Source organism: Streptomyces sp. AM25 (assembly GCF_058146165.1).
This window is the reverse complement of record NZ_JBKIWN010000009.1, coordinates 78134-93368: the sequence shown is the minus strand read 5'-3', so window position 1 is coordinate 93368 and position 15235 is coordinate 78134. Positions and strand designations below refer to the sequence as shown.

The 15235-nt window shown below is 72.9% G+C and carries 16 protein-coding genes; 13 read left to right on the top strand and 3 right to left on the bottom strand.

The window, feature by feature from the left end; genetic code table 11:
• Positions 1–21: 21 nt before the first annotated feature.
• Both ACLHRZ_RS13110 and ACLHRZ_RS13105 read left to right on the top strand, forming a co-directional pair.
• On the top strand, positions 22–1488 hold the full coding sequence (locus ACLHRZ_RS13110; protein WP_490418553.1) for a basic amino acid/polyamine antiporter: 1467 nt from the start codon (positions 22–24) through the stop codon (positions 1486–1488).
• Between the two features lie 48 nt (positions 1489–1536).
• On the top strand, positions 1537–2247 hold the full coding sequence (locus ACLHRZ_RS13105; RefSeq protein ID WP_490418552.1) for a class II aldolase/adducin family protein: 711 nt from the start codon (positions 1537–1539) through the stop codon (positions 2245–2247).
• A gap of 14 nt (positions 2248–2261) precedes the next feature.
• On the opposite strand, the gene ACLHRZ_RS13100 is transcribed toward ACLHRZ_RS13105, so the two are convergent.
• Entirely contained in the window at positions 2262–3602 is a 1341-nt protein-coding gene (locus ACLHRZ_RS13100; RefSeq protein WP_490418551.1) for an alpha/beta hydrolase, read from the bottom strand.
• Positions 3603–3708: 106 nt separating this feature from the next.
• The gene (locus ACLHRZ_RS13095) at positions 3709–4539 is read right to left on the bottom strand and encodes a PaaX family transcriptional regulator (protein WP_490418550.1); all 831 of its coding nucleotides are present in this window, start codon (positions 4537–4539) and stop codon (positions 3709–3711) included.
• Between the two features lie 130 nt (positions 4540–4669).
• Between ACLHRZ_RS13095 and ACLHRZ_RS13090 the strand changes: the two genes are divergently transcribed.
• The 11 genes from ACLHRZ_RS13090 (at position 4670) to ACLHRZ_RS13040 (ending at position 14361) form a co-directional block, all read left to right on the top strand.
• On the top strand, positions 4670–5599 hold the full coding sequence (locus ACLHRZ_RS13090) for an SDR family NAD(P)-dependent oxidoreductase (RefSeq protein ID WP_490418549.1): 930 nt from the start codon (positions 4670–4672) through the stop codon (positions 5597–5599).
• Positions 5596–6468: an amidohydrolase family protein gene (locus ACLHRZ_RS13085; RefSeq protein ID WP_490418548.1), complete on the top strand. Its 873-nt coding sequence runs from the start codon at positions 5596–5598 to the stop codon at positions 6466–6468. The genes ACLHRZ_RS13090 and ACLHRZ_RS13085 overlap by 4 nt, the downstream gene beginning before the upstream one ends.
• Positions 6469–6490: 22 nt before the next feature.
• Positions 6491–7984, top strand: a complete 1494-nt coding sequence (locus ACLHRZ_RS13080; RefSeq protein WP_490418547.1) for an acyl-CoA synthetase — start codon at positions 6491–6493, stop codon at positions 7982–7984.
• A 35-nt stretch (positions 7985–8019) separates the two neighbouring features.
• Positions 8020–8475, top strand: a complete 456-nt coding sequence (locus ACLHRZ_RS13075; RefSeq protein WP_490418546.1) for a MaoC family dehydratase — start codon at positions 8020–8022, stop codon at positions 8473–8475.
• Positions 8475–9233, top strand: a complete 759-nt coding sequence (locus ACLHRZ_RS13070) for a CoA transferase subunit A (RefSeq protein ID WP_490418903.1) — start codon at positions 8475–8477, stop codon at positions 9231–9233. Before ACLHRZ_RS13075 ends, ACLHRZ_RS13070 begins: the two co-directional genes overlap by 1 nt.
• Positions 9230–9871 (top strand): 3-oxoacid CoA-transferase subunit B, encoded by a 642-nt coding sequence (locus ACLHRZ_RS13065; RefSeq protein ID WP_490418545.1) that lies wholly within the window; start codon positions 9230–9232, stop codon positions 9869–9871. Before ACLHRZ_RS13070 ends, ACLHRZ_RS13065 begins: the two co-directional genes overlap by 4 nt.
• Before the next feature lie 4 nt (positions 9872–9875).
• Positions 9876–10640, top strand: coding sequence for a protocatechuate 3,4-dioxygenase subunit beta (gene pcaH / locus ACLHRZ_RS13060; RefSeq protein WP_490418544.1), 765 nt, complete (start codon positions 9876–9878; stop codon positions 10638–10640).
• Entirely contained in the window at positions 10637–11200 is a 564-nt protein-coding gene (pcaG, locus tag ACLHRZ_RS13055; protein ID WP_490418543.1) for a protocatechuate 3,4-dioxygenase subunit alpha, read from the top strand. The genes pcaH and pcaG overlap by 4 nt, the downstream gene beginning before the upstream one ends.
• Positions 11187–12572 carry a 3-carboxy-cis,cis-muconate cycloisomerase gene (gene pcaB, locus ACLHRZ_RS13050; protein WP_490418542.1) on the top strand — a complete coding sequence of 462 codons (1386 nt, stop codon included), beginning with the start codon at positions 11187–11189 and terminating at the stop codon, positions 12570–12572. The genes pcaG and pcaB overlap by 14 nt, the downstream gene beginning before the upstream one ends.
• Positions 12569–13744, top strand: a complete 1176-nt coding sequence (gene pcaDC, locus ACLHRZ_RS13045; RefSeq protein WP_490418541.1) for a bifunctional 3-oxoadipate enol-lactonase/4-carboxymuconolactone decarboxylase PcaDC — start codon at positions 12569–12571, stop codon at positions 13742–13744. The genes pcaB and pcaDC overlap by 4 nt, the downstream gene beginning before the upstream one ends.
• 95 nt (positions 13745–13839) lie before the next feature.
• Positions 13840–14361, top strand: coding sequence for an RICIN domain-containing protein (locus ACLHRZ_RS13040; protein WP_490418540.1), 522 nt, complete (start codon positions 13840–13842; stop codon positions 14359–14361).
• A 240-nt stretch (positions 14362–14601) separates the two neighbouring features.
• On the opposite strand, the gene ACLHRZ_RS13035 is transcribed toward ACLHRZ_RS13040, so the two are convergent.
• Positions 14602–15054 (bottom strand): peptidoglycan-binding domain-containing protein, encoded by a 453-nt coding sequence (locus tag ACLHRZ_RS13035; protein WP_490418539.1) that lies wholly within the window; start codon positions 15052–15054, stop codon positions 14602–14604.
• Between the last annotated feature and the right edge of the window lie 181 nt (positions 15055–15235).

The window sequence follows — 15235 nt, the reverse complement described above, 5'->3', positions numbered from 1 at the left end:
CAGTCCCCGACGGAGGGAGACATGACCGAAGCCCACGACAGCGGTCCGCCCCGGAGCAGCGACGGCGCGTCACCGCCTGCTGCCAAACTGACGCTGCTGACGATGACCTCGATGGTCGTCGGCTCGATGGTGGGCGCCGGGGTGTTCTCGCTGCCGAGCCGCTTCGCGGAGGCGACCGGCGTCGCCGGGGCGCTGATCGCCTGGACGATCGCCGGTCTGGGCATGCTGATGCTCGCCTTCGTCTTCCAGACCCTCGCCGTGCGCAGACCGCAGCTGGACGCCGGCGTGTACGCCTATGCCAAGGCCGGGTTCGGCGAATACCTGGGCTTCTTCTCGGCGTTCGGCTACTGGGCGAGCGCGTGCGTGGGCAACGTCACCTACTGGGTACTGATCATGTCCACCCTCGGGGCCGTCGCCCCGGCGCTCGGGGAAGGCCAGACGCTGCTCGCGTTCGTGCTCTCCTCGATCGGCCTCTGGGGGTTCTTCCTGCTGATCAGACGCGGGGTCAAGGAGGCCACCGCGATCAACCGGATCGTCACCGTCGCCAAGCTCGTGCCCATCCTGGTCTTCATCGTCCTGGCGCTCTTCTGCCTCAAGCCCGACGTCTTCGCCGAGAACCTCACCGGCGCCGACTACGGGGGCTCGCTCTTCCCCCAGGTCCGCAGCACCATGCTGGTCACCGTCTTCGTCTTCCTCGGCGTCGAGGGCGCCAACGTCTACTCCCGCCACGCCAAGCGCCGCGAGGACGTCGGACGGGCCACCGTCCTGGGATTCCTGAGCGTCCTCGCCGTCTTCGCCTCGGTCACCATCGTCTCCTACGGCATCCTGCCCCTGCACGAGATCGCGACGCTGCGTCAGCCCTCGATGGGGCAGGTCCTGCAAGCGGCCGTCGGCACCTGGGGGAACGTGTTCGTGAGCGCCGGCCTGATCGTCTCCGTGCTCGGTGCCTATCTCGCCTGGAGCCTGATGGCCGCGGAGGTGCTGTTCGTCGCCGCGCGGGACGACGACATGCCCCGTTTCCTGCGGCGTTCCACCGTCGCCGACGTGCCGGTGGCGGCCCTGTTCCTGAGCACCTGCCTGTCGCAACTCGTCCTGGTCATCACCCTGTTCTCCGGCGACGCCTTCAACTTCACCCTGGATCTGACCAGTGCGCTGTCGCTCATCCCGTACCTCCTGGCCGCCGGGTATGCGCTGAAGATCGCCCTCCACCGCCCGCCGGGCACCGGCCGACGGGAAGGCACCACCCGCGAACTGGTCGTCGCCGCGCTGGCCACCCTCTACACCGCGTTCCTGCTGTACGCGGCCGGGCTGAAGTTCGTCCTGGTCTCCTTCGTCGTCTACGCGCCCGCCTCCGTGCTGTTCGCCATGGCCCGCCGCGAGCAGGGCCGGACCGTCTTCGCCCCGCGCGAACTCGTCATCCTGGCCGTCTCGGTGGCCGGTGCCGTCGCCGGGATCGTGGCGATCGCCACAGGATCGATTCAGCTGTGACCGACTACCGTGTTCCTCCGGCGTGTTCGCTCATCGACCGGAGGCCCCATGGACCACACCGCGCACCCGCTCGCCGAGCTCACGGCCCTCGGCAGCCGGGCGCTGGCGGCGGCCGGTCACGGCGACATGGTCTGGGGGCACTTGGCGCTGCGTGACGACGAGGGCCGCGGGGTGTGGCTGAAGGCGCCCGGCTGGGGGCTGGAGGAAGTCCGGCCGGAGCGGGTGCAACTGGTCTCCTGGGAGGGCGAGGTGCTCGTCGGTGCGGGTGCGCCGCACCAGGAGTATCCGATCCACACCGAGATCATGCAGGCGCGTCCCGAGGTCGGGGCGACCGTGCACACCCACGCGGCCACCGTGAACGCCTTCAGCGCGCTGGACGTGCCGCTGCGGCCGATCAGTCACGACGCCGTGCTCTTCGCCGAGCACGGGCTGCCGCGGTTCACGGCGACCGCCGACCTCGTCCGCTCCCCCGGCCTCGGCCGGGCGCTGGCCCGTGACCTGGGTGCGGCGCGTGCGTGTCTGATGCCGCAGCACGGGCTGGTGGCGGTCGGCCCGGACGTCGCGCATGCGGTGATGACGGCGGTCCTGCTGCAGCGTGCCTGCGCGCTGCAGCTCACCGCGCTGGCCGCGGGCGGGATCCGGGAGTTCACGGGCCACGAGGAGAGCGTGGAGAAGGCCTCCACGGTCTGGGCCGCTCAGCAGATCGAGGCGGGCTGGCGCTACTGGGCCCGGCAGGCCGCCGCTGCCCCGGGCGTCTGACGGCCGGTCCGCGGTCAGGGGGTGACCAGCCGGCCCGGGCGGCGGTCGGTGAACGCGGTGGTGCCGGCGGGCTGGTCGGCGGTCAGGGCGGCGGCGCCGGTTGCGGGCCAGTGGCCGCTGTCGATCCGGCGGACGAGCGCGTGCAGGCCGGCGAGGACCTCGTGCGGGGTGAAGGTGCAGTGGCCCTGGCGGGCGACGAACGCCTGACGCAGCAGCGGGCCGTGGCCGGTGGCGCGGACGCGGGCGGCGAAGGCCGTCTCCTGTTCGGCGGGGGCGAGCGGGTCGGCAGTGGTGTGCAGGTCGAGCAGGGGAACGTCCAACCTCCCGTCCGCCGTGGAGGTTTGCCGCATCCAGCGGGTCGCGGCCGGGTCCGCACGGTGGGCGGGGGCCCGGGACAGGGCCGCCAGGTCGGCGTCCAGGTCGAGGCCGGCGGTCCGGTAGAAGGCGCGGACCTCGTGGTAGTGGGGTGAACGGGCCGGCAGCGCACCCCAGTTCAGCCCTTCCGTGGAGCCGCTGTCGCCGCCTGCGGCCTGTTCGACGGCGTAGCGTGCGGTCATGATGAAGCCGAGCTGTCCGGCCGCGAGCCACTGGTACTGCTGTGCCTCCTGTCCGGCCGGGTCGTCGGCGTCGGGCGGTTCCTGGTCCGGGGCCCAGGCGGGCAGGTTGAGGTAGGCGGCTGCCAGGGCGATGCGGGCGCGGCCCTCGGGGGTTTCCTGGGCGGTCCGGGCTGCTGCGGTCAGGGAGTTCGCGGCGGCGGTGGCGGCGGCTGCGTCGGGGTAGCCGGTCAGGGGGATCCGGGCGGCCGGGGCGAGCAGCGTGGCGAGGGCGGTCTCGCCTGCGAGTTGATAGGCGTTCAGGTCGATGCCGCCGGCGACCAGTCCGCACAGGCCGAGCGCGCCCGCGATGCGACCGTGCGGGTTGTCGGCGATGCGGGCGTTGACGAGGCCGCCCATGGACTGGCCGACGGATATGGTCCGCCGGGGGCGGCCGATGGTGGCGGTGAAGGCGTCGAGGGTGGCGAACTGGTCGCGTTCGGCGCTGCCGAGGGCCCACCGTGATCCGTGCGGGTCGTAGGAGGAGCCGGCGAGGGCGTAGCCCCCGGCGAGCAGGGCGGCGCCCGTGGCCGGGTCGGGGGCGTCCTGGGCCCGGAGGGGTCCGTAGCCGTGGCTGTACAGCAGCAGGGTGCCGTTCCAGTGCGGCGGGATGTCGGCGACCCAGCTCGCGCCGTCGGCGAGGGTGCCGGTGCGGTGCTCCGCAGCCGCCCCGGTGCGGGCGGCTGTCGGCGGGGCGGCAGTGACGGCGAGGGAGAGGGCGGCGCCGGCGAGGGCGATGCGGCGTGTGAGGTGTGTGCGCATGACGGTGTGCTCCTGGGGCGGTGGGCTGGGAGGAGCGGTACGTGTCGCAGCGATGCGCCGGCGCGGCGGAGAGCGCGTCGAATCTAGGGCGGATTTTCGGCAGCGGTCAAGGGGTTGCCGAGGGAGAAGGGGCCGGGATGGTGTCCAGGACCCGTTCCGCTTCCGCGCGGGCGGTGGCCGCACAGCGCCGGGCCAGGGTGTGGAAGAGCTGCTCGGCGCGGATCGCGGGCCAGTCCGCCGGCAGGTGTTCGGCGGGCAGCCGGGGATCGCGCCGGACCAGTTCCAGCCAGTCCGTGTGCAGCAGCAGTTGCCCGCTCAGCGGATCCCCGCCCAGGGCGCCGGACCGGCTCCAGTGGTCCAGGAAGGTGCGGTACTGGGCGGCGATCGCGGCGGTGTCGAAGGCGGACTCGACCACCTGTCCGGCTTCCGTCGGCGCCAGCACCGTGCCGCGGAAGACCCGCAGTTGGGCGTCGAGCCCGAGGTCCCCGAGCAGCGCGGCCACGTCCGCCACGCCGGGCGCCACCCACAGCCCGTTCTGCAGGAGCCCGAAGCCGCCCCAGGTCAGACGGGAGCGCAGGTCGTGCCGTTCGCGCCGCCAGGCCTCCGGCAGGGAGTAGCCGACCAGGGTCCACTGCCCGTCCCAGTCGCGGTTGACGGCCCCGGTGCGCCAGATGCGGTCGTGGCCGTCCTGAAAGACCGTCACCGCGCGCGGGGTGAGGGCGAAGTACGCCTTGCGGCCCCTGCGGTGCCGCTCCAGCAGCCCCCGGCCGACCATGCGGGTCAGGGTCGAGCGGACCGCTTCCTCGGTGACGCCGACGCGGGCGAACACCTCGATCACGGAGCCGGAGGACAGGGCGGTGTCCCGGCCGAGCACATGGATGCCGAAGAAGTTCAGCATCAACGACTGGGGGCGCGGGGCGGGTTCGAGGCTGGTCACGCGCACAGCGTAGGCGGCGCCGCGGCCGGTGTGCGGGGCAGGCTGAAATATTCGGCATCTCATTGACGGCCTACATGAGAAGTGCCTAGCGTGAATGCCTCCCTCCACCTCTCAGTCGAGGAGCACTCCCATGCATCGCAAGCATCTGAACGGGAAAGTGGCCGTAGTCACCGGCAGCGGACGCGGGTTGGGGCTCGCCTATGCCAAGGCCCTCGCCGCAGCCGGAGCGGCCGTCGTGGTCGACGACGTGGACCCGGACGCGGCGGCAGCCGCCGTCAAGGAGATCGAGGAGGCCGGCGGCCGGGCCGTCGCCGAGACCGCCGAGGTCGGCAGCAGCGAAGCGGCCGAGGCACTGGTCGCCCGCGCCGTGGACGCCTTCGGGCGGCTGGACGTGATGGTCACCAACGCGGGCGTCCTGCGCGACCGGATGCTGTGGAAGATGACGGACGACGACTTCGACACCGTCGTCCGCGTCCATCTGCGCGGCACCTTCACCTGCGTGCGTGCGGCGGTACGGCGCATGCGCGAGCAGGGCGGAGGCGGCCGCGTCGTCGTCGCGGGCTCGCCCGCCGGGCAGCGCGGCAACTTCGGCCAGACCAACTACGCCGCCGCCAAGGCCGGCATCGCGGCGATGGTCCGCACCTGGGCGACGGAGCTGGCGCGCGACGGCATCACCGCCAACGCCGTGATACCCGTCGCCGCCACCGCCATGACCCGCACCATCCCGGCCTTCGCCCCGTACGTCGAGGCGCTGGAGCGGCACGGCACCCCGCTGCCCGACGCCCTGCGCAAGGGCGAGGGCTTCGGCACCCCCGAGGACGTCGCCCCGCTGGCCGTCTTCCTCGCCTCCGACGCCGCAGCCGGCATCACCGGCCAGTGCATCGGCATCGGCGGCGACAAACTCGCCCTGTGGTCCCACCCGCAGGAGACCGCCGTCGCCTACACGGACGGCGGCTGGAGCGCGGAGGCGATCGCCGCCGCCTGGCCGGTCACGGTCGGGCGCACCCCCGAGACCTACGGCATCCCCGCGCCGCGCACCGCGCAGGAGGCCGCCCGGTGAACGTCGACGAACTCGTCGCCATCGACGTGCACACCCACGCCGAGGTCTCCTCCCGCGGCCGGGCCTCCCTCTCCGAGGCACTCGACGCCGCGGCCGGCGCGTACTTCAAGGCCGGACACCGCCGCCCCACGCTCCCCGAGATCGCCGCCCACTACCGCGAGCGCAGCATGGCCTGCGTCGTCTTCACCGTGGACGCCGAGGCCGCCACCGGCACCCCGCCCGTCCCCAACGAGGAGATCGCCGAGGCCGCCCGGCAGAACCCCGACGTCCTCATCCCGTTCGCCGGCATCGACCCGCACAAGGGCAGGGCGGGCGCACGCCAAGTGCGCCGCCTGGTCGAGGAGTTCGGCATCAAGGGCTTCAAGTTCCATCCCATCCTGCAGGAGTTCCACCCCGACGACCGGCTGGCCTTCCCGCTGTACGAGGCGATCGAGGAGGCGGGCGCCGTCGCCGTCTTCCACACCGGCCAGACCGGCATCGGCGCCGGAGCACCCGGAGGCGGCGGCATCCGCCTGAAGTACGGGAACCCGATGGACGTCGACGACGTCGCCGCCGACTTCCCCGGCATGCCCATTGTCCTCGCCCACCCCTCCTTCCCCTGGCAGGACGAGGCGCTGGCGGTCGCCACCCACAAACCACAGGTGCACATCGACCTGTCCGGCTGGTCCCCGAAGTACTTTCCGCCGCAGCTGGTCCGCTACGCCGACAGCCTGCTGCAGGACAAGGTGCTCTTCGGCTCCGACTACCCGCTCATCAGCCCCGACCGCTGGCTCGCCGACTTCGCCGCGCTCCCGCTCAAGGACGAGGTCCGCCCCAAGATCCTCAAGGAGAACGCCGCCAGGCTGCTCGGCCTGGACCGCCACCAGTGAAGCCGACCAGGGGAGTTATGCGTTGCAGAACCACGGCATCGGTTCCTGGCCCGCCCGGCGGGCCCGCAGGACCCCGCACCGCACCGCCCTGCTCCACGAGGAACACACCACCACCTATGCCGAGCTCCACGACCGCGCCACCCGCCTCGCGCACCTGCTGCGCGCGCACGGCATCCGGCAGGGCGACCGGGTGGCCTTCCTCGGCCCCAACCACCCCGCCTTCCTGGAGGCCCTGTTCGCCACCGGATCACTGGGCGCGGTCTTCGTCCCGCTCAACACCCGCCTGGCGCTGCCGGAGCTGCGCCACCAGCTCCAGGACTCCGGCAGCCGGCTGCTGCTGAGCCTGCGGCACCCGGCCGCACCCGGACTCGACGACTACGCCGAGGTGCTGGAGGCCGAGGGAGAGACGTACGAGACGCTGCTGGCCGGATCCCCGGACGAGCCGTTCGACCAGCCGGTGGGCCCCGACGACCTGTGCATGATCATGTACACCTCGGGGACCGGCGGCCGTCCCAAGGGCGCCGTGCTCACCCACGGCAACATCCTGTGGAACAGCCTCAACGTCCTCGTCGACAGCGACCTCGCCACCGACGAGATCACCCTCGTCAGCGCGCCCCTCTTCCACACGGCCGCGCTCAACATGACCTGCCTGCCCACCCTCCTCAAGGGCGGCACCGCCGTCCTCGAATCCGCCTTCGACCCCGGGCGCACCCTGGAACTGGTCCAACGGCACCGGATCACCAGCCTGTTCGGCGTCCCCGCCATGTACGACGCACTGGCCGCCGACCCCGGCTGGGACAAGGCCGACCTCGCCAGCCTGCGCACCCTGCTCTGCGGCGGCGCGCCCGTCCCGGAGCGGACCATCCGCCGCTACCTCGACCGCGGCCTCGCCTTCGTCCAGGGCTACGGCATGACCGAGACCGCGCCCGGCGTCCTGCTGCTCGACCGGAACGACGCGGCCGGCCACGCCGGTTCGGCGGGCGTCCCGCACCTCTTCACCGACATCCGGCTGCTCGGCCCGGCCGGCGAACCGGTCCGCCCCGGCGAGCCCGGCGAGATCCTGGTCGCCGGACCCAACGTCACCCCCGGCTACTGGGGCCGCCCCGCGGAGACCGCCGCCGCCTTCCGCGACGGCTGCTGGTTCCGCTCCGGCGACCTCGCCACCGTCGACGCCGACGGCTACGTCCACCTGGTGGACCGGCTCAAGGACATCTTCATCTCGGGCGGCGAGAACGTCTGCCCCGCCGAGGTCGAAGCAGCGCTGCTGGAGCACCCGGCCGTCGCCGAGTGCGCGGTCTTCGGCATCCCCGACCCGACCTGGGGCGAGGCCGGCCGTGCCGTCGTCGTCCTGCGCCCCGGCAGCACCGCGTCCGCGGAGGAGCTCACCGCGCACCTGGACGGACGCCTGGCCCGCTACAAGATCCCCAAATCGGTGGTCTTCACCGACTCCCTCCCGCGCAACGGCGCGGGCAAGCTGCTCAAGCGCCTGCTCCGCGACGCCCACGCGCAGCACTGACCACCCCTCCCCCTCTGCTCCGGAGAGGCTTCGCCATGCCCCGAACCGTCAACGGCATCACCGAACTGCTCGCCCTCACCGGCACCGACCTCGGCCACAGCGACTGGCTGGAGATCGGCCAGGAACGCATCGACACCTTCGCCGACGCCACCGACGACCACCAGTGGATCCACGTCGACACCGAACGCGCCGGGAAGGGACCCTTCGGCGGCACCATCGCCCACGGCCACCTCACCCTCGCCCTGCTCATCCCGCTGTGGAACCGGCTGCTGGAGGTCCGGGGCGTCGGCATGGCCGTCAACTACGGCCTCAACAAGGTACGCTTCCCCGCGACCGTCCCCGTCGGATCCCGCATCCGTGCCCGCGGCGTCATCGCCGCCACCCGAGGCGTCCAGAGCGGCGCCGAGCTCACGGTCGACCTGACCGTCGAGATCCACGGACAGCCCAAACCGGCAGCCGTCGCCCAGGCCGTCTACCGCTTCACCGCGTGATGGACAAGACGGTGCCCACCGCCACGGAGGCGGTGGCGGACATCGGGGACGGCGCCTCGATCGCCGTCGGCGGCTTCGGCCTCGTCGGCGTGCCGGACACCCTGATCCGGGCCCTGTACGAGCAGGGCACCGGCGCACTGAGCGTCGTCTCCAACAACTGCGGCACGGACGGCCACGGCCTGGGCGTCCTGCTCGCGGCCGGCCGGATCCGCCGGGTGACGGGCTCGTACATCGGCAACAACGCGGAGTTCGCGCGCCGTTACCTCCACGGCGAGCTGGAGGTGACCCTCACCCCGCAGGGCACCCTCGCCGAACAGCTGCGGGCCGGCGGCTGCGGCATCCCAGCGTTCTACACCCCGGCGGGCATCGGCACCCAGGTCGCCGACGGCGGGCTGCCCCTGCGCCACACCCCCGACGGCCGTGTCGCGGCCGTCTCCCGGTGCAAGGAGGTCCGCGAGTTCGACGGCCGCGCCCACGTCCTGGAACACGCCATCACCACCGACTTCGCCCTCGTCCGCGCGGCCCGGGGCGACCGCCACGGGAACCTGGTCTTCGCCCGGACCGCCCGCAACTTCAACCCGCTCGCGGCCATGGCCGGACGCATCACCGTCGCCGAGGTCGAAGAGCTCGTGGAACCCGGCGAGTTGGACCCCGACCACGTGCACCTGCCGGGCGTGTTCGTCCGACGCGTGGTCGCCCTGACACCACAGCAGGCCGCGCACAAGCCCGTCGAACGCAGGACGGTGCGCGCCTCATGAGCTGGACCAGACACCAGATGGCGGCCCGCGCCGCCCGGGAGCTGCAGGCCGGTTCGTACGTCAACCTCGGCATCGGACTGCCCACGCTCGTCGCGGACTTTCTGCCGGCGGACGCGGGTGTCGTCCTGCACTCGGAGAACGGGCTGCTCGGCGTCGGCCCGTACCCGGACGAGGACGACGTCGACCCGGACCTCGTCAACGCGGGCAAGGAGACCGTGACGGCGCTCCCGGGCGCGGCCTTCTTCGACTCCGCGCTCTCCTTCGGGATGATCAGAGGCGGCCACATCGACACCGCGGTCCTCGGCGCGATGCAGGTCTCGGCCCGCGGCGACCTGGCCAACTGGTCGGCCCCCGGCCGGACGGTCAAGGGCATGGGCGGCGCCATGGACCTCGTGCACGGGGCGCACCGGGTGATCGTGCTGACGGAACACACCGCCAAGGACGGCTCCCCGAAGATCGTCGAGGAGTGCTCGCTGCCGCTCACCGGCCGGGCGTGTGTGCACCGGATCTTCACCGATCTCGGCGTCCTCGACGTCACCGGCGCAGGACTGGTCCTCGTCGAGACCGCGCCCGGGGTCGACGCCGCCGAGGTCGCCCGCCGGACCGCGGCGCCGGTGACGACCCACCCCGAAAGGTGACTCCTTGCCCTCCAGCCTCCCCACCCAGCAGGACATCTCCCACGAGATCGGCCGGCACGCCGAGGCCTGCGCGGCCTCCGGCACCGTCCGCCACCATCCCCCGCGCGACTACCCGCCCTACCGCAGCAGCCTCCTGCGCCACCCCCGGCAGCCCCTGGTCCCCCTGCGGGACCCGGAGGCCGCCGAGCTGTCCGGCCCGGTCTTCGGCGCCGCCGACGTCACCGAGTCCGACGCCGACCTGACCCGCGGGCAGACCGGCGAACCGCTCGGCGAGCGCATCACCGTCACCGGCCGCGTCCTCGACCGGGCCGGACGCCCCGTCACCGGACAGCTCGTCGAGATCTGGCAGGCCAACGCCTGCGGCCGCTACGCCCACCGCCGCGACCGGCACCCCGCCCCGCTCGACCCCAACTTCACCGGCGCGGGACGGTGCCTGACGGACCGTCAAGGACGCTACTGCTTCACCACCGTCAAGCCGGGCGCCTACCCCTGGCACAACCACACCGGCGCCTGGCGGCCCTCGCACATCCACTTCTCGCTCTTCGGCACCGCGTTCACCCAACGCCTGGTCACCCAGATGTACTTCCCCGGCGACCCGCTCCTGCCCTACGACCCCATCCTGCACTCGGTCACCGACGCCACCGCCCGCTCCCGCCTGATCGCCGGCTACGACCACGACCTGTCCGCGGCGGGAGACGCACTCGGCTACCGCTGGGACATCGTCCTCGACGGCCCCGCCGCCACCCGCACCGAGGGAAGCCGCCCGTGAACCCCCTCCCCACCCCCTCCCAGACCGTCGGCCCGTTCTACGGCTGCGCCCTGCCCTCCCCCGACGGCCACCGAGTCGCCCCCGCCGGGCACCCGCAGGCCATCACCGTCCACGGCCAGGTCCACGACGGTGCCGGAGCACCGGTCCCGGACGCGCTGCTGGAGTTCTGGCAGCCCGCTCCGGACGGCAGCCGCCGCGGCGCGCCCGGTTCCCTGCCCCGCGACGCGGCCACGGGCGGCCACGCCTGCCGCGACGGCGTGACGTTCACCGGATTCGGCCGCGTCGCCACCGACGCCGACGGCCACTACGCCCTGCACACCCTGCCGCCGGGCGGCGTACCGTACCTCTCGGTGTGCGTCTTCGCCCGCGGCCTGCTCCACCATCTCTTCACCCGCGCCTACATAACGGGTCATCACATCACCCATGCCGAGGCCCTGTTGGCGGCCCTGCCCGCCGAACGCCGGGCGACGCTCCGGACCCGGCCGGAGGGCGCCGGCGTGCACCGCTTCGACATCCGTCTGCAGGGCGAGAAGGAGACGGTCTTCCTTGCCTTCGACTGACGAACCCGCCGTCCGGCCGCCCGACGACGTCGGCCTCCTTACCCCGGTCGCCGCCGGAACCGCGGTGGCCGCCGCCACCGGCGACGCGGCGGTGCTCGCCGCGATGCTGCAGGCCGAGACCGCGCTGGTGCAGGCCCAGGCCGATTTGGGCCTTGCACCTGCCGCGGCCGCTGACGCGATCACTGTTGCCGCCCGCGAGCTGGACGTCCGGACGATCGCGGTGCGGGCCGGCTCCGGTGGCAACCCCGTGCTCCCCCTGGTCGCCAGCCTCACCGCCGCCGTCGCGGCCCGCACCCCGGACGCAGCGGCTCACGTGCACCAGGGCGCCACCAGCCAGGACATCCTGGACACCGCGCTGATGCTCGTCGCCGCCCGCGCCCTGGACCTCGCCCTCGCCGACCTGGACCGTACCGCCGGGGCGCTGGCACGGCTCGCCGCCGCGCACCGGGACACCGTGATGCCGGGGCGCACCCTCACCCAGCACGCCGTGCCGGTCACCTTCGGGCTCAAGGCGGCCGGCTGGCGCAGCCTCGTCCGCGAGGCGCACCACCGCCTTACCGCAACCCGGGCCGCCCTCCCCGCCCAACTCGGCGGCGCTGCAGGCACCTTGGCCGCCTTCCATGCCCACGCCGAGGCGACGGGCGCGGCCCCCGACCCCGGTCTCGGCCTGCGACTGATCGCCGCATACGCCCGGCGGACCGGGCTCGCCGAACCCGTCCTGCCCTGGCACACCCTGCGTACGCCCGTCGCCGACCTCGGCGCCTCGCTCGCCTTCACCTCGGGCGCACTCGGCAAGATCGCCACCGATGTGCTCACCCTGTCCCGCACGGAGATCGGCGAGCTCACGGAGGCCGACGGCGGCGCGTCCTCGGCCATGCCGCACAAGTCCAACCCGGTCCGCGCCGTGCTCATCGCGGCCACCGCCCGCCAGCTCCCGGCGCTGGCCGCCGTGCTGTTCGGCGCCCTCACGGCGGAGGACGAGCGACCGGCCGGGGCCTGGCACTCCGAGTGGCAACCCCTGCGCGAGGCACTGCGCCTGACCGCAGCCGCCGCCCGGCACGCGGCCGAGCTCACCGAGAACCTGCGCGTCCACCCGCACCGCATGCGCGAGAACCTCGACCGCACCGGCGGCCTGATCACCGCCGAACGTCTCGCCATCGCCCTCACTCCGCTGATCGGCCGCAGCGCGGCGAGGAGCGCGCTGTCGCGGGCCGCACGCCTGACAGCCACCGAGGGCTGCAGCCTCGAAGAGGCCCTCCGGGCCGACCTCTCGGTGCCCGACCCGCCGAATCTGCGGGAACTCACCGACCCTGCAGGCTACTTGGGCGCCGCCCAGGCCCTGACCGACCGAGCCCTCGGGGAACACCCGTGAACCGTCGCCTTCTCCACCACCGCATCGACGGCCCGCACGACGCCCCGGTGCTGCTGCTCGGCCCGTCGCTGGGCACCTCGCTCGCCGTGTGGGATCCGCAGCTTCCCGGCCTCGCCCGCCGACACCGGACCGTGCGCTGGGACCTGCCCGGACACGGCGGCTCACCGGCCTCGCTCCTCGGACCGGACGCCACCGTGGACGACCTCGCCCGCCTGGTCCTCGACCTCGCCGACTCCCTCGGCGCCGAACGCTTCGCCTGCGCCGGGATCTCCCTCGGCGGCGCGGTCGGCGCCCACTTGGCGGCACGGCACCCCGAGCGCGTCACCTCCCTCGCCCTGATCTGCTCCGCCGCCCGGTTCGGCACGCCGTCGGCATGGCGCGAACGCGGCCGCCTGGTGCGGGACGAGGGCGTCGCCGCGCTCGCCGCCTCGGCACCCGGCCGCTGGTTCACCCCGGCCTTCCGGCAGACCGCCGCCGCCGAGGCGTTGGTACGGGACCACCGGTCCGTCGACCCGGCCGGCTACGCGGCCTGCTGCCACGCCCTGGCCACCGCCGACCTGCGTGCCGACCTGCCCCGCATCACCGCCCCGACCCTCGTCGTCGCCGGCCGCGAGGACCGGGCGGTCCCCCTCGACCGCGCCCGCGAACTGACCGACGGCATCGCCGACTCCACCCTCGTCGAACTCCCCCGCGCCGCCCACCTGGCCACCGTCGAACAGCCGCAGGCCGTCCTCGCCGCCCTGCACCACCACCTCACCGGCACCTCGGAATCCGAGTCAGCGGGCGAGGCGATGCGCCGCGCCGTCCTCGGCGACGACCACGTCGACCGGGCGGCTGCCGCCACGACCCCCTTCACCGCCCCGTTCCAGGACTTCATCACCCGCTACGCGTGGGGCGGGATCTGGACCCGCCCCGGCCTGGACCGCCGCACCCGCAGCTGCATCACCCTCACCGCCCTCGTCGCGGGCGGCCACCACGAGGAACTCGCCCTGCACGTACGGGCCGCCCTGCGCAACGGCCTCACACCGGAGGAGATCTCCGAGGTGCTCCTCCAGACCGCCGTCTATTGCGGGGTGCCTGCGGCCAATGCGGCCTTCGCGGTTGCCCGGCGCGTCGTGGAGCGGTGCGAGCCCGACTATGGCCGGAACCGGCGTGGCGTGGGCGGGTGTTGAGGGAAACCCTGAGGGCGCCAAGTTCCGTGAGAGAAAAGGGGTTTGCCGTGTTCACAGGCAGCAGAAGACCGCTCCCGAGACGCGCCTTGTATGTCGTGGCACTGGGCGCCGGCGCGACGCTGGCCCTGTCTCCGAGCGCGCAGGCCGCGCCCTCCACCCCGTCCATCGCGTCAGGCGCCGTCAAGCTGGTGAACGCCAACAGCAACAAGTGTGCGGATGTGGAGGCGTGGTCCAAAGCCGACGGTGCGGCGGTCCACCAGTGGAGCTGCCGGTACGACAACGACGCCAACCAGAACTGGCGCGTGATCGACGCGGGCGGCGGCTACGTGAAGCTGCTCAACCTCAACAGCAACAAGTGCCTCGACGTCGAGGCATGGTCCACGGCGGACGGTGCGGCCGTGCACCAGTGGTCGTGCAGATTGGACAACGACGCCAACCAGAAGTGGCGGCTGGCCGACGCGGGCGGCGGGCTCGTCAAGCTGGTCAGCCTGAACAGCGGCAAGTGCCTCGACGTGGAAGCCTGGTCCACGGCCGACGGCGCCAAGATCCACCAGTGGTCCTGCCGCTCGGACAACGACGCGAACCAGAAGTGGTACTTCTCCCCCGCTGTTCCCTAGCCGACGCGGGGCTGCATGCCGGGGAGGTTCACCCGCCCCTCGCGGCGCCACCACTCCCCGGTTCGACGATGGCCGACGGGCAGTGGGCGCTGTCGGCACCGGTGTTCCCCGGCGTCGGGGAACACCGGCGGGCACGGGGACAGGCCCGCATTCACTGCCGTTGCCTGTCCAGTCTCCATTTCTGCCGGCCATCGCGAACGCCTACGCGTGCGGACCGCCGTCGTACGCCGCGACGGGTGGTCAGCACCAGCCTCCGCGGAGGTTGGAGAACGCCGCCCAGGCGGCCCTGGTCTTGGCCCCGGCGATGCCGTCGATGCCGCCGGTGTCGTAGCCGAGGTAGACGAGGAGGCTCTGGAGGCCGCGGATGGTGTTGGGGCCGACGATGCCGTCGGCGGTCCCGGCGTTGAATCCGTTTGCGTTGAGGAAACTCTGCCAGGCTTTCCAGCTGTTGGAGCCGAGCTGGCCGTCGATCGTGCCGGGGTTGTAGCCGGCGTCGCGCACGTAGCACTGCACGCTCTTGGCTTCTGCGGTGTTGAGGCCGAGGTTGTTGACGGCCTGGATGGTGACGGTCCGGGTGGACGTCTGCTGGGCGGGTGCGGCGGTGGCTGTGGTGGCGCCGGCGAGAGTGCCGGTCAGGCCGAGGACCAGGCCGGCGGCCGTGAGGCCGGCAGCGGCCTTTGCGCGTCTGAGCATGATTGTTCCCCTTCTTCCGATTGGGCGGTTACCCGGGGTCGACCACATGCAGGCAGGGATTTATCAGCACCGCTGGAAGCGGGTCGAGCATCGTGCAGAAGGTTGCCCATCAATCCAGCCCACCGAGAACCTGGCCGATACCCGCGCCTGCCCGGGGCCAGTTGCAGACATTCAGCAGCCT